Source organism: Blastococcus sp. SYSU D00868 (genome assembly GCF_054050575.1).
The window spans coordinates 19,161-45,786 of sequence record NZ_JBJGZO010000037.1 but is presented as its reverse complement, the minus strand read 5'-3'; the positions used below and the strand labels follow the sequence as shown (position 1 = coordinate 45,786).

Annotated in this window: 28 protein-coding genes; 12 read left to right on the top strand and 16 right to left on the bottom strand. The window is 74.9% G+C overall.

What is annotated here, in order from left to right; translation table 11 throughout:
* The first annotated feature begins 273 nt into the window (after positions 1-273).
* From ACI79F_RS21905 to ACI79F_RS21895, 3 genes are read left to right on the top strand one after another with little or no spacing between them, the layout of a single operon-like run.
* Positions 274-1,209 carry an ABC transporter permease gene (locus ACI79F_RS21905; protein WP_456547323.1) on the top strand — a complete coding sequence of 312 codons (936 nt, stop codon included), beginning with the start codon at positions 274-276 and terminating at the stop codon, positions 1,207-1,209.
* Positions 1,206-2,762, top strand: a complete 1,557-nt coding sequence (locus ACI79F_RS21900; protein WP_456547322.1) for a sugar ABC transporter ATP-binding protein — start codon at positions 1,206-1,208, stop codon at positions 2,760-2,762. Before ACI79F_RS21905 ends, ACI79F_RS21900 begins: the two co-directional genes overlap by 4 nt.
* 41 nt (positions 2,763-2,803) lie before the next feature.
* Entirely contained in the window at positions 2,804-3,628 is an 825-nt protein-coding gene (locus ACI79F_RS21895) for a mycofactocin-coupled SDR family oxidoreductase (RefSeq protein ID WP_456547321.1), read from the top strand.
* 60 nt (positions 3,629-3,688) lie between these two features.
* On the opposite strand, the gene ACI79F_RS21890 is transcribed toward ACI79F_RS21895, so the two are convergent.
* The 4 genes from ACI79F_RS21890 to ACI79F_RS21875 form a co-directional block, all read right to left on the bottom strand.
* Entirely contained in the window at positions 3,689-4,099 is a 411-nt protein-coding gene (locus ACI79F_RS21890) for a nuclear transport factor 2 family protein (protein ID WP_456547320.1), read from the bottom strand.
* A gap of 138 nt (positions 4,100-4,237) precedes the next feature.
* Positions 4,238-5,503: a cytochrome P450 gene (locus tag ACI79F_RS21885; RefSeq protein WP_456547319.1), complete on the bottom strand. Its 1,266-nt coding sequence runs from the start codon at positions 5,501-5,503 to the stop codon at positions 4,238-4,240.
* A gap of 143 nt (positions 5,504-5,646) precedes the next feature.
* The gene (locus ACI79F_RS21880) at positions 5,647-6,486 is read right to left on the bottom strand and encodes a mycofactocin-coupled SDR family oxidoreductase (RefSeq protein ID WP_456547318.1); all 840 of its coding nucleotides are present in this window, start codon (positions 6,484-6,486) and stop codon (positions 5,647-5,649) included.
* A gap of 88 nt (positions 6,487-6,574) precedes the next feature.
* On the bottom strand, positions 6,575-7,852 hold the full coding sequence (locus ACI79F_RS21875) for a cytochrome P450 (RefSeq protein WP_456547317.1): 1,278 nt from the start codon (positions 7,850-7,852) through the stop codon (positions 6,575-6,577).
* A 113-nt stretch (positions 7,853-7,965) separates the two neighbouring features.
* Between ACI79F_RS21875 and ACI79F_RS21870 the strand changes: the two genes are divergently transcribed.
* The gene (locus tag ACI79F_RS21870; protein ID WP_456547316.1) at positions 7,966-8,160 is read left to right on the top strand and encodes a ferredoxin; all 195 of its coding nucleotides are present in this window, start codon (positions 7,966-7,968) and stop codon (positions 8,158-8,160) included.
* A gap of 4 nt (positions 8,161-8,164) precedes the next feature.
* Positions 8,165-9,349 (top strand): NAD(P)/FAD-dependent oxidoreductase, encoded by a 1,185-nt coding sequence (locus tag ACI79F_RS21865; protein WP_456547315.1) that lies wholly within the window; start codon positions 8,165-8,167, stop codon positions 9,347-9,349.
* Here ACI79F_RS21865 and ACI79F_RS21860 read toward each other — a convergent pair.
* A complete protein-coding gene (locus tag ACI79F_RS21860) occupies positions 9,295-10,542 on the bottom strand; it encodes an MFS transporter (protein WP_456547314.1) in 1,248 nt (415 codons plus the stop codon). The two genes, ACI79F_RS21865 and ACI79F_RS21860, sit on opposite strands and share 55 nt — an antisense overlap.
* A gap of 85 nt (positions 10,543-10,627) precedes the next feature.
* Between ACI79F_RS21860 and npdG the strand changes: the two genes are divergently transcribed.
* Genes npdG through ACI79F_RS21845 form a run of 3 tightly spaced genes read left to right on the top strand, consistent with a single transcriptional unit; the run spans position 10,628 to position 13,523 of the window.
* On the top strand, positions 10,628-11,317 hold the full coding sequence (npdG, locus tag ACI79F_RS21855) for an NADPH-dependent F420 reductase (protein ID WP_456547313.1): 690 nt from the start codon (positions 10,628-10,630) through the stop codon (positions 11,315-11,317).
* Positions 11,314-12,477 (top strand): acyl-CoA dehydrogenase family protein, encoded by a 1,164-nt coding sequence (locus ACI79F_RS21850; RefSeq protein WP_456547312.1) that lies wholly within the window; start codon positions 11,314-11,316, stop codon positions 12,475-12,477. Before npdG ends, ACI79F_RS21850 begins: the two co-directional genes overlap by 4 nt.
* Complete coding sequence (locus ACI79F_RS21845) at positions 12,474-13,523, top strand: acyl-CoA dehydrogenase family protein (RefSeq protein WP_456547311.1); 1,050 nt, start codon at positions 12,474-12,476, stop codon at positions 13,521-13,523. The genes ACI79F_RS21850 and ACI79F_RS21845 overlap by 4 nt, the downstream gene beginning before the upstream one ends.
* Here ACI79F_RS21845 and ACI79F_RS21840 read toward each other — a convergent pair.
* Complete coding sequence (locus tag ACI79F_RS21840) at positions 13,507-13,908, bottom strand: hypothetical protein (RefSeq protein WP_456547310.1); 402 nt, start codon at positions 13,906-13,908, stop codon at positions 13,507-13,509. The two genes, ACI79F_RS21845 and ACI79F_RS21840, sit on opposite strands and share 17 nt — an antisense overlap.
* Positions 13,909-14,196: 288 nt before the next feature.
* Positions 14,197-14,412: a hypothetical protein gene (locus ACI79F_RS21835; protein ID WP_456547309.1), complete on the bottom strand. Its 216-nt coding sequence runs from the start codon at positions 14,410-14,412 to the stop codon at positions 14,197-14,199.
* 121 nt (positions 14,413-14,533) lie between these two features.
* On the opposite strand from ACI79F_RS21835, the gene ACI79F_RS21830 reads away from it, so the two are divergent.
* Entirely contained in the window at positions 14,534-15,352 is an 819-nt protein-coding gene (locus tag ACI79F_RS21830; protein WP_456547308.1) for an alpha/beta hydrolase, read from the top strand.
* Positions 15,353-15,372: 20 nt separating this feature from the next.
* Here ACI79F_RS21830 and ACI79F_RS21825 read toward each other — a convergent pair whose 3' ends face one another.
* The 4 genes from ACI79F_RS21825 to ACI79F_RS21810 all read right to left on the bottom strand — a co-directional run bounded on the left by ACI79F_RS21825 (position 15,373) and on the right by ACI79F_RS21810 (position 18,384).
* The gene (locus ACI79F_RS21825) at positions 15,373-15,666 is read right to left on the bottom strand and encodes a DUF2218 domain-containing protein (RefSeq protein ID WP_456547307.1); all 294 of its coding nucleotides are present in this window, start codon (positions 15,664-15,666) and stop codon (positions 15,373-15,375) included.
* Complete coding sequence (locus ACI79F_RS21820) at positions 15,659-16,291, bottom strand: PadR family transcriptional regulator (protein WP_456547306.1); 633 nt, start codon at positions 16,289-16,291, stop codon at positions 15,659-15,661. Before ACI79F_RS21820 ends, ACI79F_RS21825 begins: the two co-directional genes overlap by 8 nt.
* Positions 16,292-16,378: 87 nt before the next feature.
* Positions 16,379-17,437 carry a glycosyltransferase gene (locus tag ACI79F_RS21815; protein WP_456547305.1) on the bottom strand — a complete coding sequence of 353 codons (1,059 nt, stop codon included), beginning with the start codon at positions 17,435-17,437 and terminating at the stop codon, positions 16,379-16,381.
* A gap of 11 nt (positions 17,438-17,448) precedes the next feature.
* Entirely contained in the window at positions 17,449-18,384 is a 936-nt protein-coding gene (locus ACI79F_RS21810) for a phosphodiester glycosidase family protein (RefSeq protein ID WP_456547304.1), read from the bottom strand.
* A 173-nt stretch (positions 18,385-18,557) separates the two neighbouring features.
* Here ACI79F_RS21810 and ACI79F_RS21805 point away from each other — a divergent pair, with 173 nt between their 5' ends.
* From ACI79F_RS21805 to ACI79F_RS21795, 3 genes are read left to right on the top strand one after another with little or no spacing between them, the layout of a single operon-like run.
* Positions 18,558-19,184, top strand: a complete 627-nt coding sequence (locus tag ACI79F_RS21805) for a DUF4956 domain-containing protein (protein ID WP_456547303.1) — start codon at positions 18,558-18,560, stop codon at positions 19,182-19,184.
* Positions 19,181-19,963, top strand: coding sequence for a polyphosphate polymerase domain-containing protein (locus tag ACI79F_RS21800; RefSeq protein ID WP_456547302.1), 783 nt, complete (start codon positions 19,181-19,183; stop codon positions 19,961-19,963). The genes ACI79F_RS21805 and ACI79F_RS21800 overlap by 4 nt, the downstream gene beginning before the upstream one ends.
* On the top strand, positions 19,960-21,738 hold the full coding sequence (locus tag ACI79F_RS21795) for a carbohydrate-binding domain-containing protein (RefSeq protein WP_456547301.1): 1,779 nt from the start codon (positions 19,960-19,962) through the stop codon (positions 21,736-21,738). The genes ACI79F_RS21800 and ACI79F_RS21795 overlap by 4 nt, the downstream gene beginning before the upstream one ends.
* A gap of 75 nt (positions 21,739-21,813) precedes the next feature.
* On the opposite strand, the gene ACI79F_RS21790 is transcribed toward ACI79F_RS21795, so the two are convergent.
* The 5 genes from ACI79F_RS21790 to ACI79F_RS21770 all read right to left on the bottom strand — a co-directional run bounded on the left by ACI79F_RS21790 (position 21,814) and on the right by ACI79F_RS21770 (position 26,612).
* Positions 21,814-22,638 carry an alpha/beta fold hydrolase gene (locus ACI79F_RS21790; RefSeq protein ID WP_456547300.1) on the bottom strand — a complete coding sequence of 275 codons (825 nt, stop codon included), beginning with the start codon at positions 22,636-22,638 and terminating at the stop codon, positions 21,814-21,816.
* 398 nt (positions 22,639-23,036) lie between these two features.
* Positions 23,037-23,609 carry a hypothetical protein gene (locus ACI79F_RS21785; RefSeq protein ID WP_456547299.1) on the bottom strand — a complete coding sequence of 191 codons (573 nt, stop codon included), beginning with the start codon at positions 23,607-23,609 and terminating at the stop codon, positions 23,037-23,039.
* Positions 23,610-23,695: 86 nt separating this feature from the next.
* On the bottom strand, positions 23,696-24,652 hold the full coding sequence (locus ACI79F_RS21780; RefSeq protein WP_456547298.1) for a VWA domain-containing protein: 957 nt from the start codon (positions 24,650-24,652) through the stop codon (positions 23,696-23,698).
* Positions 24,649-25,587 (bottom strand): DUF58 domain-containing protein, encoded by a 939-nt coding sequence (locus ACI79F_RS21775; protein WP_456547297.1) that lies wholly within the window; start codon positions 25,585-25,587, stop codon positions 24,649-24,651. Before ACI79F_RS21775 ends, ACI79F_RS21780 begins: the two co-directional genes overlap by 4 nt.
* Positions 25,584-26,612, bottom strand: a complete 1,029-nt coding sequence (locus ACI79F_RS21770) for an AAA family ATPase (RefSeq protein WP_456547296.1) — start codon at positions 26,610-26,612, stop codon at positions 25,584-25,586. The genes ACI79F_RS21775 and ACI79F_RS21770 overlap by 4 nt, the downstream gene beginning before the upstream one ends.
* Positions 26,613-26,626 lie beyond the last annotated feature (14 nt).

Genomic DNA, 26,626 nt, shown 5'->3' with positions numbered 1-26,626 from the left:
CCCCCCCCCCCCCCCCCCCCCCCCCCCCCCCCCCCCCCCCCCCCCCCCCCCCCCCCCCCCCCCCCCCCCCCCCCCCCCCCCCCCCCCCCCCCCCCCCCCCCCCCCCGGGCCACCACCCGTCGAGGAGCAGCAGTGGCGACAGGACAGACCGACGCACCGGCCGGGCGGGACCCCGCCGCCGTGGGCGCGGCGACCGCGACGGGCACGGACCCCGGGGGGAGCCCGGTCGGCGGGAGGGAGGTCCGTCCACCGCGACGCCGGCGGCCCAGCTGGGTGACGCTCGTCGCCCGCGGCGGCGTGCTGGTCGCGCTCCTGCTGGTCGTCGTGGCGTTCGGCATCGCCCGCCCCGACAGCTTCCTCACCACCAACAACCTCAACGCGATCCTGCAGCAGGCCGCGGCCCCGGCGATCCTCGCCATCGGGCTCACGGTCCCGCTCGCGCTGGGGGAGTTCGACCTCTCGATCGGCGCCATGGTCGGTCTCGGCGGGGCGTCGGCCCTCGCCCTCATCACCCTCCACGGCGTGGCCTGGCCGGTGGGTGTGCTCCTGGCGCTCGGCATCGGCGTGCTGGTCGGCCTCGTCAACGGCGTCTTCATCGCCTACCTCGGGGCCTCGTCGTTCGTGCAGACCCTCGCCATGGGCGTGATCCTGCTCGGCGTCGAGTACCTGTTCACCAACCAGCAGACGCTGTTCAGCGGGGTCCCGCAGGGCTACAAGGACCTCGGGCAGAGCGACGCGATCCTCGGCGTGAACATCCAGATCTGGCTGGCCCTGCTGGTCGCCGTCGTCATGTACCTGTTCCTGGAGCAGACGGAGACCGGACGGCGGATCTACGCCGTCGGCGGGAACCCGGACGCGGCCCGGTTCGCCGGCGTCTCGGTCAAGCGGCTGCGGGTGCTCGGCTTCGTCATCGTCGCGGTCGCCGCCGCCGTCACCGGCATCCTGATCACGGCGCAGGGCGGCTCGTCCCAGCCCAACGCGGGCGTGCCGTTCCTGCTCCCGGCCTACGCGGCGGCCTTCCTCGGCTCGGCGACCTTCCGGCCCGGCACGTTCAACGTGCCCGGCACCGTGGTCGCGGTCCTGTTCCTCGGTGTCATCCAGACCGGCCTGCAGATGCTCCAGATCGCCACCGCCTGGATCAACATCATCCAGGGCATCGTGCTGGTCGCCGCCATGCTGATCAGCCGGCTGGAGAGGAAGCACGCGTGACCGCGGCCGCGGCACCGGCGGTCCCGCCGGTCGTGGAGGTGCGCGGACTGCGCAAGGAGTACCCGGGCGTCCTGGCCGTGGACGACGCGTCGTTCTCGGTCGCCCCCGGCGAGGTGCTCGGGCTGGTGGGCAAGAACGGCGCCGGCAAGAGCACCGTCATCAAGATGCTCGCGGGGCTCGTCACCCCCGACGCCGGCGAGATCCTGGTCGACGGCGAGCCGGTCACCCTGGCCTCCTCGCACGCCGCGTCGCTGCTGGGCATCTCCGTCGTCCACCAGGAGCTCGCGCTGGTGCCGCGCAGCAGCGTGGCGGAGAACGTCTTCCTCGGGCTGCCCCACCCGCGGCGGGCCGGGCTGTTCGTCGACTGGCGCGAGCTGCACCGGCGGACCCGCGCGGTGCTCGCCCGGCTCGGCCTCGAGGTCGACCCGCGGACTCGGGTGGACGAGCTCAGCGTCGCGCAGCAGCGGATGGTGATGATCGCCCGCTGCCTGGCGTGGGAGGCGCGCGTCGTCGTCCTCGACGAGCCCACCGCCTCGCTGACCGACGACGAGATCAGCCACCTGCTCGAGGTCATCCGGCAGCTGGCCGACGCCTCCGTGGCGATCGTCTACGTGTCGCACCGGCTGGAGGAGATCCTCGGCGCCACCGACCGGGTCGTGATCATGCGCGACGGCGCGGTCGTGGGGGACCGGGCCACCGCGAGCCTCACCAAGACGACGCTGGTCGCCGGCATCACCGGCGAGGCGAGGGCGAGCGAGAGCCAGACGGTGCACGTGGACCGCGCCGGCCGGCCGGCCGGCGCCGAGTTGCTCCGCGTCACCGGGCTGACCCGGGCGCCGGCGCTGCACGGGGTGGACCTGGTGCTGCGCGAGGGGGAGGTGCTGGGCCTGGCCGGGCTGGTCGGCGCCGGGCGCACCGAGCTCGCCCGGGTGCTCTTCGGCGTGGACGCCCCCGACGGCGGCACCATCGCCGTCCGCGGCCGGGAGGTGGCGCTGCGGTCGCCGCGGGCGGCGATGCGCGAGCGCATCGCCCTGCTGCCCGAGGACCGCCGGCACCAGGGCAACGACACGGCCCAGAGCATCCGGCAGAACACCACGCTGCCCACGCTGAGCCGGTACCGGGCGCTGCGCTGGCTGCCCCGGCCCAGCGCCGGCCGGGAGCGCGCCGCCAGCCAGGAGATGATCGGCCGGCTGGGCATCAAGGCGCGCGGCCCCGAGGTCGCCGTCGGCACGCTGTCCGGCGGCAACCAGCAGAAGGTGGTCCTGGCCAAGTGGCTGGTGCACGGCGCCGACGTCTTCGTCTTCGACGAGCCGACCGCCGGCATCGACGTCGAGGGCAAGGCCGACGTCTACGGGATCGTCGGCGAGCTCGCCGACGCCGGCAAGGCGGTCCTGTTCATCTCCTCCGACCTGCCCGAGCTGGCCGCCGTCTCCGACCGCGTGGTGGTGCTGCGCGAGGGCCGCGTCGTGGCGGAGCTGACCGGCGACCAGGTCACCGAGCCGGAGATCCTGCACCACTGCTACGGCGGCGAGGCCGCCGTGGCGTCGGCCTGACGCCGACCGCGCCCGCGGCCGGGGGAGAGAGGGGAGAGCACGTGCACCAGCGGTTCGAGGGGAAGGTCGCGTTCGTCACGGGGGCGGCGCGCGGCCAGGGGCGCAACCACGCGCTCCGGCTGGCCCGCGAGGGCGCCGACCTCGTCCTGGCCGACGCCTGCGCCGACGTGGCCACCATCGGCTACGACCTGGCGACCGAGGAGGACCTCGCCGAGACCGTCCGGCTGGTCGAGCAGCAGGACCGGCGGGTGGTGGCCGACAAGGTGGACGTCCGGGACGGCGAGGCGCTGCGCGCGCTGGTGGACCGCGCCGTCGCCGAGCTCGGCCGCCTGGACGTCGTGCTGGCCAACGCGGGCGTCGGCGGCAGCGCGCCCATGGCGCAGATGTCCGACGACACGTGGCAGGACATGATCGACATCAACCTCACCGGCGTCTTCAAGACGATCCGGGCGGCGCTGCCGCACCTCGGCCCCGGCGCGTCGATCGTCCTCACCGGCTCGATCGCCTCGGCGAAGGGGCTGCCCAACAACACCCACTACACCGCCGCCAAGCACGGCCTCGTGGGCATCATGCGGGCGCTGGCGAACGAGGTCGCCCCCCAGGGCATCCGGGTCAACTGCGTCAACCCGACCAACGTCGACACCCGGCTGCTGTTCAACGACGCGATCTACAAGCTCTTCCGGCCCGACCTCGAGGCGCCCGGCCGGGACGACGTCGTCGACATCATGCGGGGCATGCACGCCCTGGACACCGGCTGGGTCGAGCCCGACGACGTGAGCAACGCGGTGCTCTTCCTGGCCTCGGACGAGGCCCGGTTCGTCACCGGCGTCGCGCTGCCCGTCGACGCGGGGGCGCTCATCCGCTAGGCCGGACACGACAGAGGGGGGAGGCGCCGCCGGCGCCTCCCCCCTTCGTCGTGCGGGACCTCAGTAGGGCAGGTCGAGCTCGATGTGCCGCTTGGTGAACCGCCAGGCGCCGTCGGCCTCCTTGACCAGCTCGTCCTGGTACAGCGCGGTCGACAGCAGGGTCGCCTTGCCGTCCTGCACGGAGATCAGGGTCAGGTAGGACTCGACGGAGGCGGAGTCGTCGGTCTCCTTGCGGATCGCCAGGTTCGTGGTGACGTGCCGGCGCTGGTCGGTCTGGCTGGCCAGGCTGTCGGTCATCAGCTTCATGACGGCCTCCTTGCCCTCGAAGGGCCCGATGAGGTCGCCGCCGGCGATGCGCATGGTGAGGACGGCGGAGTCGGCGAAGGTGTCCGCCATCTCGGCCATGTCGTTCTGGTCGTAGGCGATGGAGTAGCGGTTGAGGACGTTCTCGATGGCACCGCGAGAGGACATGGCTCGTCTCCCTGGACTGGCCGACGACGCCGTCGGCGGGGGGCGGGGTGTGATCGGGCTTACCCTATGCATGGTTCGCCTGTTTGACCAGAGCCCCGGGCGCCACCTGGCAGCCCGGGGCTCTGGCCGTCGGTGCGGTCAGGCGGTCTCCGGCACGTCGAACTCGACCAGCAGGCTCTCCACGCTGCGGGTGTAGAGGCCGACCTCGCGGGGCGTGAAGCCCTCCTGGTAGCGGAGGTTCGGCAGCCGGTCCAGCACCAGGTTCAGCGCCACCGTCATCTCCTCGCGGGCCAGCAGCGAGCCCACGCAGAAGTGCCGGCCGAGGATGAACTGGACGTGGTTGGCGCCGCCGCTGAAGGCCTTGGCGACGTCGAGGTCCGGACGGCGGATGTCGAACCGGTCCGGGTCGGCGAAGTGCCGCTCGTCCCGGTTGGCCGAGGCGAGCATGAGGATGCAGGTGGCGCCCTCGGGGATCGTCGTCCCCTCGATCTCTACCGGCTGCTCGGTCTGCCGCATGATCATGTGCACCGGGCCCGTGTAGCGCAGCGTCTCGGCGATGACCGCGTCGGCCAGGCTGCGGTCGGCGCGCACGGCCTCCATCTGCTCGGGGTTGTCCAGCAGGTTGCGCACCATGCTGGCGATCGCCTTGTCCGTCGTCTCGCCGCCGGCGACCAGGAGCAGGCTCACGAACGCCTTGATCTCCTCGTCGGACATCTGCTCGCCGTCGACCTCGGCGCGGCACAGGCGGGAGAGCAGGTCGTCGCCGTCGCCCGTCCGGCGCTCCCGGATGATCGGGAGCATGTACTCGCGCAGCTCCTCGCGGGTCTGGTCCGCCTGAGCGGTGACCGCCGGGTCGCCCGCCAGGTTGTTCAGGTGGGCCATGATCGAGTGGTACCAGCGGTGGAAGCGCTCGTGGTCGCTCTTGGGCAGGCCGAGCATGTCGACCATCACGTTGATCGGGAACCACGTCGTGAACTCGGCGACGAGGTCCGCGCGACCGCGCCGCGCGATGCCGTCGATCAGGTCGTCGGCCGCCCGGCGCACCGCCTGCTCGACCAGCTCGGCGGCGTTGTGCGTGATGACCGGCAGGAACGCCTCGAGGCCCTTGCCGCGGAAGAACGGGTTGAGCAGCGCCCGGTGGGTCGCGTGCTCCTTGCCCTCCATCTGCAGGATCGTCCGGCCGTGGATGGGCTCCAGCTGCCAGTCGTAGTTCTTGCTCGAGAAGGCCGGGTTGCGGAAGGCGCCCGAGACGTCGGCGTAGCGGCTGATCAGCCAGCTCTGCGTCGCCTCGTGGTAGGTGGCCGGGTGGTGGTCGCGCAGGACCTTGTGGAAGGGGTAGGGGTCGGCGATGTACTCGGCCGACAGGATGTCGGGGGCCTGCGGTGCGACGGTCGACTGGCTCATGCGGGCTCCTGTGCTCCGGTTGTCGCGGCTCTGCGAAAACAGGGTCACCATATGCAGGGAGTGTGCTGCATCACAAGGCCCGGGGTGCGACGACGCCGCGGCGGGAGCCCCGCCGCGGCGTCGTCGTTCGTTGCTCCGGTGCGTTACTTGACGTAGGCGCCGGCGTCCACCGGCAGCGTCACGCCGGTGACGTAGCGCGCCTCGTCGCTGGCCAGCCACAGCACCGCGTTGCTGATGTCCACCGGCTCCAGCCACGGCACCGGGAGGGTGTTGAGGCTCATGAACCCCGGCATCGCCTTCTCCTGGCTGGGCTCGGGGTCGCCGGGGGAGAACATCGCGTAGGTGCCCGGGTTCTGGATCATGATCGTGTCGACGTTCGTGGGGTGGATCGTGTTGACCCGGATGTTGTACGGGCCCAGCTCGTTGGCCAGCGTCCGCATCAGGCCGACGATGCCGTGCTTGGCCGCCACGTAGTGCCCCACGTGCTGGATGCCCTTGAGGCCGCCGATCGAGCTGGTGAACATGATCGAGCCGCCGCGGCCGGCCTCGATCATCGTGGGGATGGCGACCTTGGCGGTGTGGAAGACGCCGGTGAGGTTGACGTCGATCATGTCCTTCCACTGCTCGCCGGAGAGCTCCCACGCCCGCCCGTAGGTGGCGATGCCGGCGTTGGCCACGACCGCGTCGACCCGGCCGAGCTCGGCCACGCCCTCGTCGAACGCCTTCTGCAGGCCGTCGAGGTCGCGGACGTCGGCCTTGCGCGCCACGATCCGCCGGTCGAGCGCCTCGACCTGCTTCACGGTCTCGGCCAGCTCCTCCTCGGTGGCCAGCGGGTAGTACGGCGTCACCGTCTCGATGTCCTGGCAGATGTCGACGGCGATGATGTCGGCACCCTCCTGGGCCAGCCGGATGGCGTGGCTGCGGCCCTGGCCGCGGGCGGCGCCGGTGATGAAGGCGACCTTCCCCTCCATGCGTCCTGCCATGGCGTGCGCTCCTGTTCTCCGGTTCCCCGGGGTCCCCGGCCGCGGCGGTGCGGCCTGATCGGTGGGTCGGTGCGGTCGGCTGGGTCGGTCAGCTGCGGGCGGAGGCGGCGGACACGCCCGCGGGGACGGCGCCCGGCGGCAGCCGGCGCTCGCCCGGGGTGAAGGTCGCCGGGATGCGCTGCCAGCCCTTGTTCACGCCCTGGCGCGGGTAGCGCTTGAGGCCGGAGACGTCGACCACGTAGTCGGGCATCCGCTCGAGCACCTGCTTGAGCATCTCCTTGGCCATCCGCTTGCCGAAGTGCGAGCCGGCGCAGCGGTGCACCCCGACGCCGAAGGACACGTGCCGGTTCGGCCAGCGGTGGATGTCGATCTCGTCGGGGTTGTCGAACTGCTTGGGGTCGCGGTTGGCCGACGACCAGGCCAGCAGCGCGCGGTCGCCGACGTGCATGGAGCTGCCGTGGAACTCCGTCTCCTGCACGACCGTGCGGGCCAGCGCCTGGGTGGGGGAGAAGAAGCGGAGGAACTCCTCGATCGCGCGGTCGAGCAGCGACGGGTCGTCGATGAGCTCCTGCCGGACGTCGGGGTGCTCGTACAGCCACACCAGGGCCTGGCTGACCAGCGAGGCCGTCGTCCCGACGCCGCCGCTGACCAGCAGCTCGACGATCGAGAAGACCTCCTCCTGGGTGATCGGCCGGCCGTCGACCTCCTGCTGCACGAGGTAGCTGATGACGTCGTCGCGCGGCTCGGCCGCGCGGGCGGCGATCGTGGCCCGCATCTGCTCGGTGCCGTAGGGGAGGTCGACCTCGATGGCCTGCTTGTACAGCGGGCTGTCGGTGGGCTCGGCGAGCGTCGCCTGGTGCGAGCGGGCGTAGATCTGCCAGTCCTCCACCGGCAGGCCGAGCCAGTCGATCGTGCAGATCGCCGGCACGCCGATCACCTGCGCGAGGTCGGCCTCACCGGTCTCGATCAGCTCGTCGATGAACCACGTCGTCCACTTGACGATCATGTCCTCGACCTTGGCCACCGCCGCGGGCGAGGCGACCGGGTTGACCACCTTGCGGAAGGAGCGGAACTCCGGCGGGTCCAGCTCGATCGGGATGTGGAAGTGCATCGGCGTCTTGGGGATGACCACCGACAGCCCCGGGCCGCCGTACTGGTCCAGCCGCTGGGAGGAGAAGACGTCGTCGTCGCGGGCGGCCTCGAACACCGAGTCGTAGTCGCTGAGCACCCAGAAGCCGCCGTGGTTCTCCGTCCACGCCACCGGGGTGGTCTCGCGCAGCCGCCGGTAGCTGCCCACCGTGTCGTCGGCGTGCTCGGCGGAGTGGTGGTCGAACTCGACGACGGGGCTGCGGTCTTCAGTGCTCATCTCGTCCTCGTCTTCTCTGTGGCACGGCGCACCTGTGATAATGCTTATCCTAGTTTGTGCCTGTCAACGTCCGTGCGCAGTCCCTGCGCCGGCCCCTCCGCGAGGGAGAAGCGATGCGAGTCTCGGTCGACCTGGACATCTGCCAGGGGCACGGTGTCTGCCACATGAGCGCGCCGGACGTCTTCGAGCTCGACCCCGACGACGCCCACGCCATCGTCCAGCTCGACCCGGTCCCCGAGGGGCTGGAGGCCGACGCACGGACGGCGGCCGACGCGTGCCCCGAGCGGGCCATCACGGTCCTCGACTGACCCGGTGCGCATCGTCGTCGTCGGGGCGTCGCTCGGCGGCGTCCGCACCGTCCAGGGGCTGCGCCGCCGGGGCAGCGACGCCGAGGTCGTCCTCGTCGGCGACGAGTCCGGCGCGCCCGACGGCGTGGCGGCCGACCGCCCGCCGCTGTCCAAGGGCTTCCTCGCCGACCCCGCCGCCGCGGCCGCCCCGCTGGTCACCTCCGCGGAGCTGGCCGACCTCGGCGTCCGCCTGGTGACCGGGCGGGCGACCGACCTCGACCTCGGCGCCCGGCGGGTCGGCCTGCACGGCGGGGAGGCGCTGGACTTCGACGCGCTGGTGGTCGCCACCGGCTCGAACCCCCGCGTGCTGCCCGAGCTCGAGCCGCGGCCGGGGGTGTTCCCGCTGCGGACCGCAGCGGACGCCGCCGCCATCCGCGCCGCCTGCACCGACGGTGCCCGCGTGGTGGTGGTCGGCGGCGGCTTCATCGGCGCCGAGCTCGCCTGGACCCTCGGGCAGCTCGGCCGGCCGGTCACCGTCGTCGAGCCGCTGCCCACGCTGATGGTCCGCGGCCTGGGTCCCGTGCTGGGCGAGGCGTTCACCCGGCGGCACGCCGCGGCCGGGGTCGACCTGCGCCTGGGCGCCGCCGTCGCCGCGGTCGAGGGGCACGAGCGGGTCACCGGGGTCCGCCTCGTCGACGGCACGCTGCTGCCCGCCGACGTCGTCGTCCTGGGGCTGGGCACCGTGCCGGAGACCGGCTGGCTGGCCGACTCCGGCCTCGACCTGCGCGACGGCGTCGTCTGCGACGAGCACCTCGCCGCCCGGGGGGCCGAGGGCGTGTACGCCGTCGGTGACGTCGCCCGCTGGCGCGCCCCGCGGTACGACGAGGAGCTCCGGGTCGAGCACTGGACCAACGCGGTCGAGACCGCCGGCGTGGTCGCGGCCAACCTCACCGGGACGCCGACCGTGCACGACCCGGTGCCCTACGTCTGGACCGACCAGCTCGGCGGCAAGCTCCAGGTCTTCGGCCGGGTGCGGCCGCAGGACGAGCTGCGCGTGGTGCACGGCGACCTCGACGGCTCCTTCGTCGCGGTCACCGGCGGCGGGGGGCGGCTGCAGGCGGTGGTCGGCTTCAGCGCGGTCGCCAAGCTGCTGCCCTACCGCAAGCTCCTGCTGGCCGGCGCGACGTGGGACGAGGCGCTGGCGGGCTGAGCCGCCGGCGGGCGCACCCACCGGTGCACGACGAGGAAGCACAGCCCGCAGCAGGTCATCGCGGTGACCGTCAGCGCCCACGACGCGTCGTAGGAGCCGGTCGCGTCGGCGGCCGCGCCGAAGGCCAGCGGGGAGACCAGGGCGCCGAGGTAGTAGCCGCTGGACATGACCGCCGTCGCCCGGCCCACCGCGTGCGGCGCGCGGTCGATGGCGACGCCGTGGGCGAAACCGGAGCCGACCAGGTCGGCCAGGATCGCGATGACCGCGCCGACCACCAGCAGCGCCAGCGCCACGTGCGACCCGGTCCAGACCAGCGCCGTGCCGACGACCGCGGTGCCGGCCACGCCCGCGGCGGTGAGCGCCCGCCGGCGCGGGCCCGCGCGGTCGGCCCGCCGGGCGGCCAGCACCATCACCACCGCGCCGAGGGCGGTGCCCGACGCCGAGACGGCCCCGGCGACCGAGCGGGAGACGCCGGCGTCGACCAGTGTGATCACCAGCCAGGAGAACAGCGGCTGCGAGCCCAGCACGTAAAGGAACGACGCCCCGACCACCCAGCCGAAGCGCCGGGGCAGCCGCCCGTCGGTGCCCGGGACGGCGACCGGCACCGCCCCGACGCGGGGGAGCAGGACGGCACCCGCCGCCGCGTTGAGCGCGAGCAGGCCGGCGAGGAGCAGGGCGACGCCCTCCCAGCCGATCCGGTCGGCCAGCGGCAGCCCGGCCAGCGCCAGCACCGTCGCCCCGAGCGGGATGCCGGCGGTCTTCACCGCCACCGCTGCGCCGGCCTGCTCCGGCCGCGACACCGAGGTGACCGCGACGCTCGTACCGGCGTTGGCGAAGGCGTACCCGGCGCCGGCCAGCGCGCTGGCCGCCGCGAGGGTGCCGAAGGCCGGCCACAGGGCCGCCGCGGCGAGCGCGAGGGCCACGAGGACCTGGTCGGCGACGATGCTCACCCGCGGGCCGAGCGGGTCGACCAGCCGGGCGGCGGCCAGGGAGGTGACGCCCGTGGCGCCGTAGAACAGGCCGACCAGCAGGCCCAGCTGGGCGCCGGACAGCTGCAGGCTGTCGCGCACGTCGGGGCCCAGGTAGCCGACCAGGAACGCCGGCGTGCACCCCAGCCCCATGGCCGCCGTGGCGACGGCGAGGACGGGGAGCCGGCCGGACGGTCGGGGGCCGTCCCCGCGGGTTCCGCTCATCGCTGGTAATGCTTATCCTAGTTTTCGCCGCAGGGGAATCCCGGTCCAGCGGCTCCGTCTCCCGTCCCCTGGAGGAAGCCCCGTCATGAGCGACACCATCGCCGTCCTCGGCGGCACCGGCGCGCTGGGTCGTGCGCTCGCCCTGCGCCTGGCCCGCAGCGGGCACCCCGTCGTCCTCGGTTCCCGGGACGCCGCCCGCGCGCAGGCCGCGGCGACCGAGCTGCGTGAGACCCTGGCCGCCGCCGGCGTGCAGGCCCGGGTCGAGGGCGCCGGCAACGCCGACGCCGCCGGCGCCGCGGAGGTCGTGCTGCTGGCCACCCCGTGGGACGAGAGCGGCGACAGCATCCGGGAGCTCGCCCCCGTGCTGGCCGGGCGGCTGGTCGTCTCCTGCATCAACCCGCTGGGCTTCGACGCCCGGGGCCCGCACGGCCTGGCCGTCGCCGAGGGCAGCGCCGCCGAGCAGGTGGCCGCGCTGCTGCCCGCGTCGACGGTGACCGCGGCCTTCCACCACCTGTCGGCGCCGAGCGTCGCCGACCTGGACCGGGACCTGTCCGGGGAGGACGTGCTCGTCGCCGGGGACGACGCCGCCGCCCGCGCCCGCGTGGTCGAGCTGGCCGCCGCGGTGACCGGCCGGCCGGGCGTCGAGGTCGGGGCGCTGCGCCAGGCGCGGGTGCTCGAGCCGTTCACCGCCGTGATCATCGCCGTGAACAAGCGGTACAGGACCCGCGCCGGCGTGCTGATGACCCACGTCGACCCGGCCCGGGCCCGGGCGTGAGCGCCGCGTCGCTCACCCTCGCCCCGGCGCCGCGGTCGGCGGCCGCGGAGGCGGTGCGGCTGGAGGTCCGCGAGTTCGTCGCGGCGGAGCTGGCCGCGGGGACGTTCACCCCGCACGTGGACACCTGGCTGTCGGGGGTGGACCCGGCGTTCTCCCGCAAGCTGGGGGAGCGCGGGTGGCTGGGGATGACCTGGCCGAAGGAGTACGGCGGGCACGAGCGCAGCGCGATGGAGCGGTACGCGGTGACCGAGGAGCTGCTGGCCGCCGGGGCGCCGGTGGCGGCGCACTGGATCGCCGACCGGCAGTCCGGGCCGAACCTGCTGCGGTATGGCACCGAGGCGCAGCGGCAGCAGATCCTGCCGCGGATCGCGGCGGGGGAGTGCTTCTTCGTGATCGGCATGTCCGAGCCCGACAGTGGTTCGGACCTGGCCTCGATCCGCACCCGCGCGTCGCGCAACGGCGACGGGGACTGGGTGGTGTCGGGGGCGAAGGTGTGGACGTCCAACGCCCACCACTCGCACTACGGCATCGTGCTGGTGCGCACCTCCCCGGCCGATCCGGCGAACCGGCACGCGGGGCTCAGCCAGCTGCTGGTCGACCTGTCGCTGCCGGGGATCAGCATCAACCCGATCCGGATCCTGGACGGCGGGCACCACTTCAACGAGGTGGTCTTCGACGACGTGGTCGTGCCCGGGGACATGCTGCTGGGCGAGGAGGGGGCGGGCTGGCACCAGGTGACCGCCGAGCTGGCGTTCGAGCGGTCGGGGCCGGAGCGGTTCCTGTCCACCTATCCGCTGCTGGCCGAGTTCGCCCGCCGCGCCGCCGAGACCCAGGATGCGGCGCAGTTGGCGGCGTTGGGCCGGTTGTCGGCGCGGCTGCTGGCGCTGCGGCAGCTGTCGCTGCGGATCGCGGCGGCGCTGGACCGCGGCGAGCTGCCGAACATCCCCGCGGCGCTGGTGAAGGACGTGGGGACCACGTTCGAGGCCGACGTGGTGGACGAGGTCCGCCGGGTGGTCGACGTGCCGGCGTCGCTGGACTCCCCGGATCCGCTGGGCCGGGCGCTGGCCGAGGCGCAGCTGCACGCGCCGGGCTACACGCTGCGCGGCGGCACCAACGAGATCCTCAGAGGGATCGTGGCGAGGGGGCTGGGACTCCGATGAGCGATCAGGACCTGGTGGTCGAGACCGTCCGCGACATCCTGTCCGGGCACGAGCCGTTCGTGCTCACCGCCGACCGGCCCTGGGACGAGGGCCTCTGGAAGGCCCTCGTGGACACCGGCCTCACCGGCGTCGGCATCGACGAGGACGCCGGCGGGTCGGGCGGCGAGCCGGCCGACGCCGTCGCGATCGTGCGCACGCTCGCCGCCGGGGCGGCCGCGGTGCCGCTGGCCGAGCAGCTGCTGGTCGCCGCGCCCGCGCTGATCGCGGCGGGGCTGCCGGTGCCGCCGGTGGAGCAGCCGCTCACCGTCGCCGTCGCCCCGGGGGTGACCGCCGAGCCCGACGGCGACGGGCGGTTCCGGCTGACCGGCACCGCGACCGGCGTCCCGTGGGCCGGGGTGGCCGCCGCGGTCGCGGTCCTGGCGGGCCCGGGGGAGGCGCCGGTGCTGGCGCTGGTCGACACGGCCGGGCTGCCGGTCGCGTCGGCGGCCAACCTGGCCGGCGAGCCGCGCGGCACGCTGCCCCTCGACGGGACGTCCGCCCCGGGCGCCCGGCTGACCGCGGGGCAGGCCGACGCGTTCCGCGCCCGCTACGCGCTGGCCCGGTCGGTGCAGCTGGCCGCGGCGCTGGAGCAGGTGCTGGCCTGGACGGTGCAGTACGCCGGCGAGCGGGTCCAGTTCGGCCGCCCCCTCGCGAGGTTCCAGGCGATCCAGATGGAGCTGGCCGAGATGGCCGGCGAGGTCACCGCGACCGCCGCGCTCACCGACGCCGCCGTCCAGGCACTGGACCGGGGCGAGGGCGTGCTGCTCGCCGCGGCCGCGGCCAAGGTCCGCGCCGGCGCGGCGGTCGAGGTCGTCGCCCGGCTGGCCCACCAGGTGCACGGCGCCATCGGCTTCACCCAGGAGCACCGGCTGCACCACCTCACCCGCCGCTGCTGGTCCTGGCGCGACGAGGCCGGCGGCGAGGCCGGCTGGGCGCCGGTGCTCGGTGCCGGGCTGGTGGCCGCCGGCGGCGACGGCCTGTGGGCCGCGCTCACCCGGGCGGTCTGACCGCGGGTCGGGCCGCCGGGTAGCGCAGCGCCGCCGACAGCACGTGCCGGCGCCGGGCGCTGAGGTCGGCGAACAGCTGCGGCGCCTCCTCGACGGGGACGACGTCGGTGAGCAGGTGCGCCCGCACCAGGTCGCCCGCGGCGCGCAGCAGGTCGAGGGTCTCCCGGGAGAGCCGGGCCCGGTCCCAGAGGTGGGCCAGCCCCCGGGGGACCCGGCCGATCTGCGCGCACCGCGCCGACAGCCCGTTGTGGTGGAACTCCTCGCCGAGCGCCAGGTCGGCGGCGCCGCCGGTGTAGAAGGCGAGGTCGACCACCGACGCCTGCGGGCGCGCGAGCCGCAGCGCGGTGGCGAGCGCGGCGGCCTGCCCGCGGCACTGGAACACCACGTCGGCCCCGTGGTCGCCCGGCCCGTGTCGCCACCGGGTCTTGAGCGCCCGGGCGACGTCCGGGGTGTCGTCGACGGCGGCCAGCCCGAGGCCCTCGGCCGCGGCCCGCCGGGGCGCTGCGCCGGCTCGACGAGATCGACCCCGCCGACTGCGCCGCCGCCGCGCGGAGCCGGTTCGCGCCCGCGGTGATGGCCGACGGCTACGAGCGGCTCTACGCCGAGGTCCTGCGCCGCGCGCCCGCGGGGCTCCCGGTCCCGCGCACCGGGAGCTCCGCGGAGACCGCCGGGGTCAGCGCCCGGCGGACCGCAGCTCGCTGAAGGTGTCGGCCACCCAGTCGGCGATGAAGGTGCTGACGTACGGCAGGTGGTCGAGGCCGATGTGCTCGGGCGTCGTGGCTGCGGTGCGCCATCTCCAGCGGGATCTGCCGGTCGTCGGCGCCGTGCGGGATGGGTCAGCCCAGTCTCCGACGGCGCCTCGCTGCTCGTCGCCGTCGGGCTGTCCCACCCACACCTGGCCGCAGCTGCGGCGTCCGCACCACGTGACCCTCGGGGCCGGTCCAGCGGCGCGCGGCCGGTCCCGTCAGGATGGGGCCGGCCGCGCGGCGCGGCCGCACGAGGAGGTGCACGTGACCACGTCCCGCGACTGGACGCTCGACGGATCGGCCGGGCAGCTGGCCGCCCGCACGTGGCAGGGGGACGGCGACCCGCGCCACGTCGTGCTGCTCGCCCACGGCTACGGGGAGCACGTCGGCCGGTACGGGCACGTGGCCGACGCGCTCGTCGCGAACGGCGCCGTCGTGTACGCCGTCGACCACGCGGGCCACGGGCGCAGCGAGGGCGAGCGGGTGGTCTTCGCCGACGTCGAGGCCGTCGTCGACGACCTCCACCTCGTCGACGAGCGGGCCCGCCGGGAGCACCCCGGCCTGCCCGTCGTCCTCATCGGGCACTCGATGGGCGGGCTGATCGCGGCGCGCTACGCGCAGCGGTACGGCGACACGCTGGCCGCGCTGGTGCTGTCCGGGCCGGTCGTCGGCGCGTTCGCCACCGTCGAGGTGCTGCTGGGCCTGCCGGAGATCCCCGACGTCCCGCTGGACAGCACGACGCTGTCCCGCGACCCGGCGGTGGGGGAGGCCTACGAGGCCGACCCGCTGGTCTGGCACGGGCCCTTCAAGCGGCCGATGCTCGAGGCCTGGCAGCGGGCGCTCGCGGCGGTCGACGCCGGCCCCGGCCTCGGCGACCTGCCGCTGCTGTGGGTGCACGGCGCGGACGACCGGCTGGTGCCGGTGGAGGGCAGCCGGTCGGGCGTCGCGCACCTGGGCAGCGGGCGGCACACCGAGCGGATCTACCCGGGCGCCCAGCACGAGGTGTTCAACGAGACCAACGCCGACGAGGTCCTGGCCGACGTCACGGCGTTCATCGACGAGGCACTGGCCCGCCGGGGCTGAGGCCTGCCGGGACGAGGGGCTCAGCCCCGGACCCAGACCACCTGCAGCTCGTTGCGCTGGCCGAACCGCTCCAGGTGCGAGCCGACGACCGACTCCACCCGCTCGAGCTCGTCCGGGCCGGGCGCGGTGGCGAGCAGCTCCAGGCTGCCCTCACGGGAGCGCAGCAGGCAGTCGCCGACGGCCAGCACGATGCGGATGCCGTCGGCCTCCTCGCGGACCTCGCTGCGCCGGCCCAGGTGGGCGGCCAGCTGCTTGGCGTAGCGCTCGGGCGTCGCGGTCGCGACGTCGGCGCGGGCGGTGAGGGGCTCAGTCACGGGGCGCCTCCGGGCCGTCGGCGAGCAGCAGGTACAGCGACCGGCGGGCGTCGGCCAGGATCCGCGCGGCCTCGGCGCGCTGCGCGTCGGTGCCGGTGCGGGCGATCTCCTTGACCGCGCCGTGCAGGCCCATCGTCAGGCCGCGCAGGTCCGGGCCGGCCTCGGCGCCCCGGTCCTCGGCGAAGGGGTCGGTCCACGTCGCCCGGCGCTCGTCGAGGTGGGCGCGGCCGGCGTCGGTCAGCGCGACCAGCTTGCGGCCGGCGTCGGCGGTGACGGTGACCAGCCCCTCGTCCTCGAGCTGGCTGATCGTCGGGTAGATGGCGCCGGGGCTCGGCGTCCAGCGACCACCGCTGCGCTCGGCGATCGCCTGCATCAGCTGGTAGCCGTGCATCGGCTGCTCGGCGAGCAGCTGCAGCACCGCGGTGCGCACGTCACCGCGCGGGCGGCGGCTGCGGCCGCCGTGGTGCGAACCGCCGCGCCGGCCGGGACCGAACGGGCCACCCTCGCGGGGACCGAACGCGCGGCCCTCGCCCGGGCCGAACGGGCCGCCCTCGAAGCCGGGGCCGGGACGGCCGCCGCGCGGGTGGTGGAAGCGGGAGCCGGGGTGTCCGGCGTGTCCTCGCATGGGGTTCATGGTGCTCCTCCTGTTGTATCGGATGACAGTAACGATACATCGCTACTGTCATGCGTCAAGGTCTCCGGACGGCATCCGTCAGACCCGCTCGAGGGGACGGCGGGGGGCCGGCGCCGGCACCCGGTCCCGCACGCCGAAGACCACGGCCCGCTGCACGAGGAAGCTCGCGACGACGAGCAGCGCCTCGGTGAGCACCTTCGCGGCGAGCAGCGGCACGCCGGCGCGGGTGAGCGCGGCCAGCAGCCCGTAGTTGGCGGCGAGCAGGCAGCCGGCCAGCGCGGCGTAGCGCAGCGCGGCCGCCCGCCGGTCCCGCCGTCCGCCGGGGAAGACGTAGCGGCGGTTGACCGCGAAGTTCGCCGTCCCGCTGAGCAGCCGGGCGCCGGCCACGGAGACCAGCAGGGCGCCGGTGAGGGCGTGCAGCGCCAGCAGCGCGACCGTGTCGACGGCGAACGCCGCCAGCGAGGAGGCCAGGAAGGCGAGCAGCGGCGCGTACACGCGGGCCGAGTCCACCAGCGGCCGGAAGTGCGAGGAGGCGTTGCCCTCCAGGTAGATGGTCGCGATCGGCACCTGCTCGACCGCCAGCCCGCGGCGCGCGGCCTGCAGCAGCACCCGCAGCTCGTACTCGAAGCGGTCGCCGGGCACGGTGAGCAGCCACGGCACCAGGTGCGCCGGGTACCCCCGCAGCCCGGTCTGGGTGTCGGCCAGCGCGACGCCCGTGGCGAGCCGGAACAGCACCCGGGAGGCGGAGTTGCCCAGCCGGCTGCGCGCCGGCACGGCGCCGTCGAAGCCGCGGACGCCGAGCACCGTCGCGCCGGTGCGGCGCACCCGGTCGGCCACCCGGAGGACGTCGACCACGGAGTGCTGCCCGTCGGAGTCGGCGGTCACCACCTCCTCGCCGGGCCAGGCGGCGGCGGCGTGCGCGAGGCCGGTGCGCAGGGCCGCGCCCTTGCCCCGGTTGACCGGGTGGCCCAGGACGGTGCAGCCCAGCGCCCGCACGGCCGCGAACACCGGCCGGGCCGCCGGACCGCTGCCGTCGTCGACGACGAGCACGTGCAGGGCCGGGTCGGCGGCGCGCAGGGCCTCGACGAGGGCGAGAAGCCGGGCGTCGGGCTCGTAGGCGGGGACCAGGACGATCACGGTCGCCGTCCTCAGCCCGCGACGTAGAGGACGTCGGAGACCCCGCGTTCCTCGCCCTGGCTGGGCGAGTTCACGACCTCGCCGTCGAAATACATGGTCGAGGAGCCGCCGCCGTCGAGGTTGTAGGCGGTGGTCGCGCCGAGGTCGGTCATGATCGCCGCGAGCTCGGTCATGGTGACGCCCTCGCTGTAGCCGCTCTGCCGGCCGTCGACGACGACGAAGACCAGGTGGTTGTCGTCGAGCACGCCGACGGCGGTGCGCGGCTGGTCGCCCTGGATCGAGTGGTTGCCGACGTTGGTGTCGACCTCGACGTCCTCGATCCCGTCGACGACCTGACCGTCCTCGACGATCGCCGGGCCGAACGACAGGGTGTTCCAGACGCCGGCGTCGACGAGCGCCTGCGCGGTCGTCGTCGTCTCGTCGTAGACCTCGACGTGCCCGTCGCGGTAGAAGGCCAGGCCCTGGCGGGCGCCCTCGTCGCGGTAGACGACGCCGTTGCGGATGACGATGCCGGTGTCGCGGAAGCCGTAGTAGTCGCCGTTGACGGCGAACACGGCGCCGTTGTCCTCGGCGATGTCCGAGACGGTCTCGGTGATGTTGGTGCCGTACTGGTCGTTCGCGAACGCCGACTGCAGCGCGGTGGCGTCGGAGAGGACGACGTCGGCGACGTAGTAGGTGACCGTGTCGTCGCCGCTGCCGTAGCTGACCGTGGAGACGGTGACCGTGGCTCCGTCGGAGGTGTAGGTGTCGCCGGTGACGGTGCCGCCGGAGGTGTCGACGGTGCTGTCGGAGACACCCTGCGCGGCCTCGTAGGCGGAGACGTCGGCGATCTCGACGTGGTCGATGACGAACCGGTCGAGCGCCCAGGCCGTCCCCCCGCCGGCGGCGAGGGTCACGGTGGTGGCGGTCGCGATGAGCGCGCGGCGGAGGCGGCGGGGCTTCGGCATGGCCCCAGGGCACCGGGTGGCCCCCGGGCCACCCCTGCCGTGCGCCTGGGAAGTCGCTGTGCGTGAGGGGCCGACGACGGTGCGTCCAGGCGACTCCCAGCTGCGTCCCAGGGGCGTGCCGGATCCCCTCGGCAACCTGCTGGTCGTCCCGCCGTCGACCCCTGGAAAGCCGGATGAACCAGATCGTTCTCTTCGCCGCCGACGTCCTCGCCATCGGCCTGCTCACCTTCGCCGTCTACTTCCCGCGCCACCGCCGCCGCGACCTGGTGATCGCCTACCTCGCCGTGAACGTCGGTGTCCTCGCGGTGTCCGCGGCGCTGGCCACCAGCGGGGTGGGTGCCGGGGTGGGCCTCGGCCTGTTCGGCGTGCTGGCGATCATCCGGCTGCGGTCCACCGAGCTGGACCAGCACGAGGTGGCCTACTTCTTCTCCGCCCTGGCGCTGGGCCTGCTCGGCGGCCTCGGGACGGCGGACGTCGTCCTCTCGGCGTCGCTCATGGCCCTGGTGGTGGCCGTCATGTACGCCGCCGGCCACCCCCGGCTGCTGTCGCGCTACCGGCAGCAGGTGATGGTGCTCGACGCCGCCTTCCCCGACGAGCGCGCGCTGGTCGCGCACCTCGAGGGACTGCTCGGCGCCCGCGTGCACCAGGTGACGGTGCAGCGGGTCGACATGGTCAACGACACGACCTGGGTCGACGTCCGGTTCGAGACGCCCCGCCGCTCGGCGGCCGCCGCGCTCCTCGACGGCGGCCCGGCCGCCCGGCTGAACGGGCACCCGCTGTCGGTGCCGGTGCAGCGGTGACCGCGGCCCTGCCCGCGGCGGGCGCGCTGGCGCCGGTCGGGCTCGCCGAGCTCGTCGCGCGCGCCGCCCGGCAGACGCGGGTCGACCGCAAGTACGTGCTCCCGGTGGCGGCCGCCGACCGGCTCGTTGCCCGGCTCGGCCGCGCCGAGGGCGCCCGGGTGCTCGACGACGGCGGCGCCCGCGACTTCGGCTACGCCTCGCTCTACCTCGACACCGCCGAGCTGACCGGCTACCACCTGGCCGCCCGGGGCCGCCGGCGGCGCTTCAAGGTCCGCCGGCGCACCTACCTCGACTCCAGCGACGCCTTCGTCGAGGTCAAGACCCGCGGCGCCCGCGGCGCCACGGTCAAGCAGCGGGTGCCCGACGACGGCGGCTGGGCCGGCTTCGTCGAGGCCGCGCTGGCCGGCGCCGGCCACCCCGGCGTCCGCAGCGCCGACCTGCACCCCGTGCTGCACACCGCCTACCGCCGCACCACGCTGCTGCTGCCGGCGACCGACGACCGGGTCACGGTCGACACCGGCCTCACCTGGTCGCTGCCCGGCGGGGCCTCGCTGAGGCTGCCCGGCCTCGCGGTCGTCGAGACCAAGACCGGCGCCGGCGCCTCGGCGGCCGACCGGGTGCTGTGGCGCAGCGGCCACCGGCCCGCCCGCATCTCCAAGTACGGCACCGGCCTGGCCGCGCTCCGCGGCGACCTGCCCGACAACCGCTGGTGGCCGGTCCTGCGCCGCCACTTCTCCGCCCTCACCCCCTGCACCTCCGACGATCGGATCCCGGCATGACCCGCCTGAAGAAGACCCGCACCGCCGTCGCCGGCGCCCTCATGGCCGCCCTCCTGGCCGGCTGCACCGCCGAGGCCGCGGCCACCGCCTCCGGCGGCGGCACCAGCAGCGTGTCGGCCGAGGAGGTCGCCGCGGTCACCGGCGTCACCGTGGCCGACGCCCTGGCGCAGAACGTGTCGCCGGAGGAGGTCGACGTCTCCTACGACGAGGCCGACGTCGTCGACGTCGCGCTCACCGGCGACTCGGCCACCGCCGACTCCGACGCGGTCACCGTCGACGGGGACACCGTCACCATCACCGCCTCGGGCACCTACCGGCTCAGCGGCAACCTCGACGGCCAGGTCGTCGTGGACAGCCCCGACGACGGCGTGGTCCGGCTGGTGCTCGACGGTGCCGACATCAGCTCGTCGTCCACCGCGGCGATCGCGGTGATGGACGCCGGCTCGGTCGCCGTCGTCCTGGCCGACGGCTCGACCAACACGCTGTCCGACGGCGCCGACTACGCCGCCGACGACGCCGAGCCCAACGCCGCGCTGTACTCCACCGCCGACACGGTCATCACCGGCGACGGCTCGCTGACCGTGGCCGGCAACGCGAACGACGGGATCGCCAGCAAGGACGGCCTGGTGATCGCCGGCGGCTCGATCACCGTCGACGCGGTCGACGACGGCGTGCGCGGCAAGGACTTCCTCATCGTGCGGGATGGCGACCTCACCGTGACCGCCGGCGGGGACGGGCTGAAGTCCGACGACGCCGAGGACGCGGCGGCGGGCTACGTGTACGTCGCCGACGGCACCGTGGACGTGACCGCCGGCGGGGACGGCGTCTCGGCCGCGACCGACGTCCTGGTCGGCGGCGGGACGCTGACGGTGCAGGCCGGCGGCGGCGCGGGGCAGACGGTCGCCGACGACGTCTCCGCCAAGGGCCTCAAGGGCACCGTCAGCGTGGTGGTGGGTGGCGGCACGGTCGAGGTCGACGCCGCCGACGACGCCGTCCACTCCGACGGCGCGGTCAGCGTCACCGACGGGGCGCTGACCCTGGCCACCGGGGACGACGGCGTGCACGCCGAGGCGGACCTGACCGTCTCCGGCGGCACCCTCACCGTCACCGGCTCCTACGAGGCGCTGGAGAGCGCGACCATGACGATCAGCGGCGGCTCGCTCGACGTCACCGCCGACGACGACGGCGTCAACCTCTCCAGCGGCTCGGGGCAGCTCACCGTCTCGGGCGGCACCCTCATTGTCGACGCCCAGGGCGACGGACTGGACTCGATCGGCGCGGGCGCGATGACCGGCGGCACCGTCGTCGTCAACGGCACCACCCAGGGCGGCAACGGCGGGCTGGACCTGGACGGCGGGCTCACCGTCGACGGGGGAGTGCTGCTGGTCACCGACAGCGGGCAGATGTCGATGTCGCCGTCCACCGACTCCGCGCAGGGCTGGGTCTCCGCGTCGCTGGGGTCGACGGTCTCCGCCGGCACCGTGGTGCAGGTGGTCGACGAGTCGGGGGACGTGCTGGCCGCCTTCACCGCGCAGAAGTCGATGGGCACGCTGACCTACTCCTCGGCCGACGTGGACGGGAGCGCCACCTACTCGATCGTCACCGGGGGCACGGCGTCCGGCGAGGAGGTCGGCGGGCTCTCCTCCGGCGGCTCGGCCGAGGGGGCGTCGGAGCTGACCACGGTGACCGCCGGCACCGCGCTGGCCGGCGGGATGGGCGGCGGGCCCGGCGGCGGCGGGGGCGGCGGCCGCGGCGGCATGCCGCCGGGCAACTGACCCGCGCTGTACCCGACGGCGGCGCCGTCCCCACGGGGGCGGCGCCGCCGTCGCGTCCGGCGGGAGGGGCCCTGCTCAGGACCGGAAGAACTCCAGCAGGTCGGCGTTGATCGTGTCCGCCTGCGTGGTCGGCATCCCGTGCGGGAAGCCCGGATAGGACTTCAAGGTGCCGTTCGCCAGCAGCTCGGCCGACAACGGCGCGGAGTCGGCGTAGGGCACGATCTGGTCGTCCTCGCCGTGCATGACCAGCACGGGCACGCTGATCTTCCGCAGGTCCTCGGTGAAGTCGGTCTGCGAGAACGCGACGATGCCGTCGTAGTGCGCCTTGGCGCCGCCCATCATCCCCTGGCGCCACCAGTTCTGGATGATCGCCTCGACCGGCTCGACGCCCTCCCGGTTGAAGCCGTAGAAGGGCCCGGCCGGGAGGTCGCGGTAGAAGACCGAGCGGTTGGCCAGGACCTGCGCCTGCAGGCCGTCGAACACGCTCTTGGGCAGGCCCCCGGGGTTGCTCTCCGTCTGCACCATCAGTGGGGGCACCGCACTGATGATCGCCGCCTTGGCCACCCGTTCCTCACCGTGCCGGGCGATGTAGTGCACCACCTCGCCGCCGCCGGTCGAGTGGCCGACGTGGATGGCGTCGCGCAGGTCGAGCTCGGCGGTCAGGGCGGCCAGGTCGTCGGCGTAGTGGTCCATGTCGTGGCCGTCGGCGGTCTGGCTCGAGCGCCCGTGCCCCCGCCGGTCGTGGGCGATGACGCGGTAGCCCTGCTGCAGGAAGAACAGCAGCTGGGTGTCCCAGTCGTCGGCCGACAGCGGCCAGCCGTGGCTGAAGACGATCGGCTGACCGCTGCCCCAGTCCTTGTAAAAGATCTCGGTGCCGTCGGCGGTGGTGATCGTGCCCATGCTCTTCCTCCCGGTGCGGTGTGCGGGGACGCAGCTGCGGGCCGGTCCGGTCGACGCGCGCCACCACGGGGCGACGGGCCGCCGGCGGGACCGCCCGGCGGGATCGGCGAGACGGTGCAGGCGGGCGCAGGGGGCCGGATCCCGGGGCGCCCATCGTGCTGGCCGGGGGTGCGGTCGTCCAAGGGGCCCGGGCGGGTTGGGACGTGGACCCGCTGCGCGCCGTGACGGATGCCGCCGCGCCCCGTCACGGGGGACCGATGCGGGGGATGGGGTTCCGGGAGGGCAGCGTGCGGGGGCGTCGCCTCGTGCAGGGCCGAACGCCGACGAGCGTGTGCGCCCGGGCTGCGATCGGGGGGCCCGATCGCGGCCCGAGCGCACACGCTCGGTGGAGGTGGGGGTCAGTCGTGGTCGCCGCCGTGGCCGCCCCAGCCGCCGCGGTGGCCGCCGGGGCCGTCGGTGCTGTTCACCCGCTCGGTGATGCGGGCCTCCAGGTCGGCGAGCCGCTCGTCGGCCTCCTCGCGGGTGAGGTCGCCGTCGGTCACCGCCTGCTCGATCCGCTCGGTGGCCGCCTGCACGAGCGCGTCGATGACGACCTGCGGGTCGACCTGGTGCGCCTGGGCGACGCTGGCCAGCGACGCGTCGTCGGCCTGCAGCTCCGAACGCAGGTCGTCCTCGCTGATGCCGATGGCGTCCGCGGCGGTGGCAAGGAGGTCCCCGCCGAACCCGTGGCCGCCCCAGCCGCCGTGGTGACCGCCGAAGCCCGCGTCGCTCAGCGTGGCGGCCACCTCGTCGGCCTGCTCTTGGGAGATCGAGCCGTTGTCGACCAGGTCGGACAGCGCGTCGCGGATGCGCTCCTCCGACGTCGTCCCGGTCTGGGCGGGGTCGTCGTCGGCGAGTGCGGGCAGGGCGACGCCGAGACCGGCCAGGGTCAGCGCTCCCGCGGCGCCGGCGATGATCAGCTTCTTGCGCACGATGTCCTCCTGTGGGCCGGTCGGTCCGGCCGTTCTCGCAGTCTGGGACCCGAACCTGTGACGGACCTGGCACGGGCCTGTGGATGTCAGGGCAGGCGCGGCGACCAGGCCAGCGACCCGCCGGCCGCGCCGAGGGTCACCAGCAGCGCCATCCCGGCGACGGCGGAGGAGACGTCCTGCCGCTCGGTCGTCGTCCCGACCTGCTCGCCGATGTCCGCGTAGACGTCCTCGAGCTCGTCGCTGCTCGCGGCGGTGTAGGCGGTGCCCCCCGTGGCGGAGGCCAGCGAGGCCAGCGCCGCGGTGTCCACCGGCACCGACACCGCCTGGCCCTGCACGCTGACCGCGCCCTCGCCGGTGCCGTAGGCGATCGTGTAGACCGGGATGCCGGCCTCCGTGGCGACCTCGGCCGCGCTCTCGATCGACCGGCCCTGGGTGTTGGTGCCGTCGGACAGGAGGACGACCGACGAGGGCGTCGGCTCCTCGGCGTCGGCGGTGGCCGCCTGCGCGGCGGCGGCCACGGAGGCGGCCACCGCCTCGCCGATCGCCGTCCCCTCGGACATCTGCAGGTCCTCGATCGCGGCGACCACGGCCTCGTGGTCGCCGGTCGGGGCGACGTCCAGGGACGCCGACCCGGAGAAGCTGACCAGTCCGACGTCGACGCCGTCGGGCAGGTCCTCGACGAACTCGACCGCCGCCGCCTGTGCCGCCGCGAACCGGGACGGCGCGACGTCGGTCGCCTGCATGGACGCCGAGGTGTCGATGGCCACCACGATCGTGGCCGCCTCGCGGGGCACCTCCACCGCGGCCGCCGGCTTGGCGAAGGCGGTGACCATGAACGCCAGGGCGGCCACCAGGAGCCCGGCCGGCAGGTGCCGGCGCCAGCGCGGGGCGCGGGGCGCCACCGACTCGAGCAGGTCGACGTCGGCGAACCGGACCGCGGTCGCCGTCCGGCGCCGCTGCACCAGCACGTAGGCGACCGCGACGCCGGCGACGACCAGCAGAAGCAGCAGCCGCCAGGGTGCCTCGAAGGTCAGGTCGCTCATGCCGAGGCCCCGCGTCGGCCCGCCCGCATCCCCGCCCGGCGGGCGGCCAGGTGCCGTGCCAGCTCGGGGAGCCAGTCCCGGTCGGTGCGCAGCAGCACGTGCCCGGCGCCGGCGGCCAGCACCGCGGCGCGCTGCCGCTCGGTCCGGGCGGCCGCGGCGGCGCGGTACCGGTCGCGGACCGCGCGGGTGCTGCGCACCTCCATCTCGCGGCCGGTCTCGACGTCGACCACGTGCAGCGTGCCGACCGCCGGCAGCTCGGTCTCCAGGGGGTCCTGCACCTGGCAGACGACGACGTCGCTGCGCTGGGCGAGCAGCTGCAGCGGCCGCGCCCAGCCGGGCTCGCCGGATCCGCGGCCGGGCTCGACGAGGTCGCCGAGGACGACGACGAGCCCGCGCCGGCGCGGCGGCCGCCCCAGCGCGGTGAGCGCGTCGGCGAGGCCCGCGCCCCGGCCCGCGGCGGCCCGCGGGGTGGTCAGCAGCGTGTGCCGGAGCGCCAGCGCCGCCTCGCGGCCGGCCCGCGCCGGCACCCGCCGGACGCCGTCCCCGGTGAGCAGCAGCGCGCCGACCCGGTCACCGTGGCCGCTGGTGAGGTGGACCAGCGCGCTCGCCACGGCCAGCGCCAGGTCGCGCTTCTCCGACCGGCGGGTGCCCAGCGCCATCGAGGCGGTCAGGTCGACGACGAGCGTCGTCTCCAGCTCCCGGTCGGCGGTCGTCGTCCGCACGTGGGTCTCCCCGGTGCGGGCGGTCACCGCCCAGTCGATCCGGCGGGCGTCGTCGCCCGGCGCGTGCAGCCGCGCCTCGGCCGGCTCGCTGCCCGCCCCCGGGACGACCCGCGCGTGGTCGCCCTGCAGCAGCCCGTCGAGCCGGCGGGACACCTCCAGCGACAGCCGGCGACCCTGCGCCTCGGGGACGTGCGGCGGCGGGAGGGCGCTCACGCGGCGTCCCGCTGCAGGTCCGGCCGGGCGACGGTGACGTGCTGCGACGGCGCGACGGTGGTCGGCTGGGGCATCGTCGCGAGCACCCGGCGGACGACGTCCTCGGCCGTCACCCCGTCGGCGACCGCCTCGTAGGAGAGAACCAGCCGGTGGGCCAGGACGTCGACGGCGAGATCGGCGACGTCCTCGGGGACGACGTACTCCCGGCCCCGCAGCAGCGCGAGCGCCCGCGCGGCGCGGACCAGGCCGAGGCTGCCGCGCGGCGAGGAGCCGACGGCGACCAGGCGGGCCAGCTCGGGAAGCCGCCACTGCGCCGGCTCCCGGGTCGCCATCACCAGCGCGACCGCGTACTCGGCGATGGCGTGGTGGACGAAGACCTGCTCGGCGGCGTCCTGCAGCGAGACGAGCTCGGCGAGGGAGAGCGCCTGCTGCGCGCGGGGCGGGCGCACCGACATGCGCCGCACGATCTCCATCTCCTCCGACATCGTCGGGTGCGGGACGACGACCTTGAGCAGGAACCGGTCGCGCTGGGCCTCCGGCAGCGGGTAGACGCCCTCGCTCTCCACGGGGTTCTGGGTGGCCAGCACGAGGAACGGGTCCGGCAGGGCGTGGGTGACGCCGCCGATCGAGACCTGCCGCTCGGCCATGACCTCCAGCAACGCCGACTGCACCTTGGCCGGCGCGCGGTTGATCTCGTCGGCGAGCACGAGGTTGGCGAACACCGGGCCGAGCTCGACGTCGAAGCGCTCCTGGCTCGGCCGGTAGACGCGGGTGCCGACGATGTCGCTCGGCACGAGGTCCGGGGTGAACTGCAGCCGGACCGAGGTGCCGCCGACGGTGCGGGCGAGCGTCTCGACCGCGAGGCTCTTCGCCACCCCGGGCACGCCCTCGAGCAGGCAGTGGCCGCGAGCGAGCAGGGCCACGGCGATCCGCTCCACCATCCGGTCCTGGCCGACGACGACCTTCTTCACCTCCACCAGCGCGCGGTCGAGCAGGGCGGTGGGGGTGGGGCGGGGATCGGGCACGGGCGTGCTCCTCG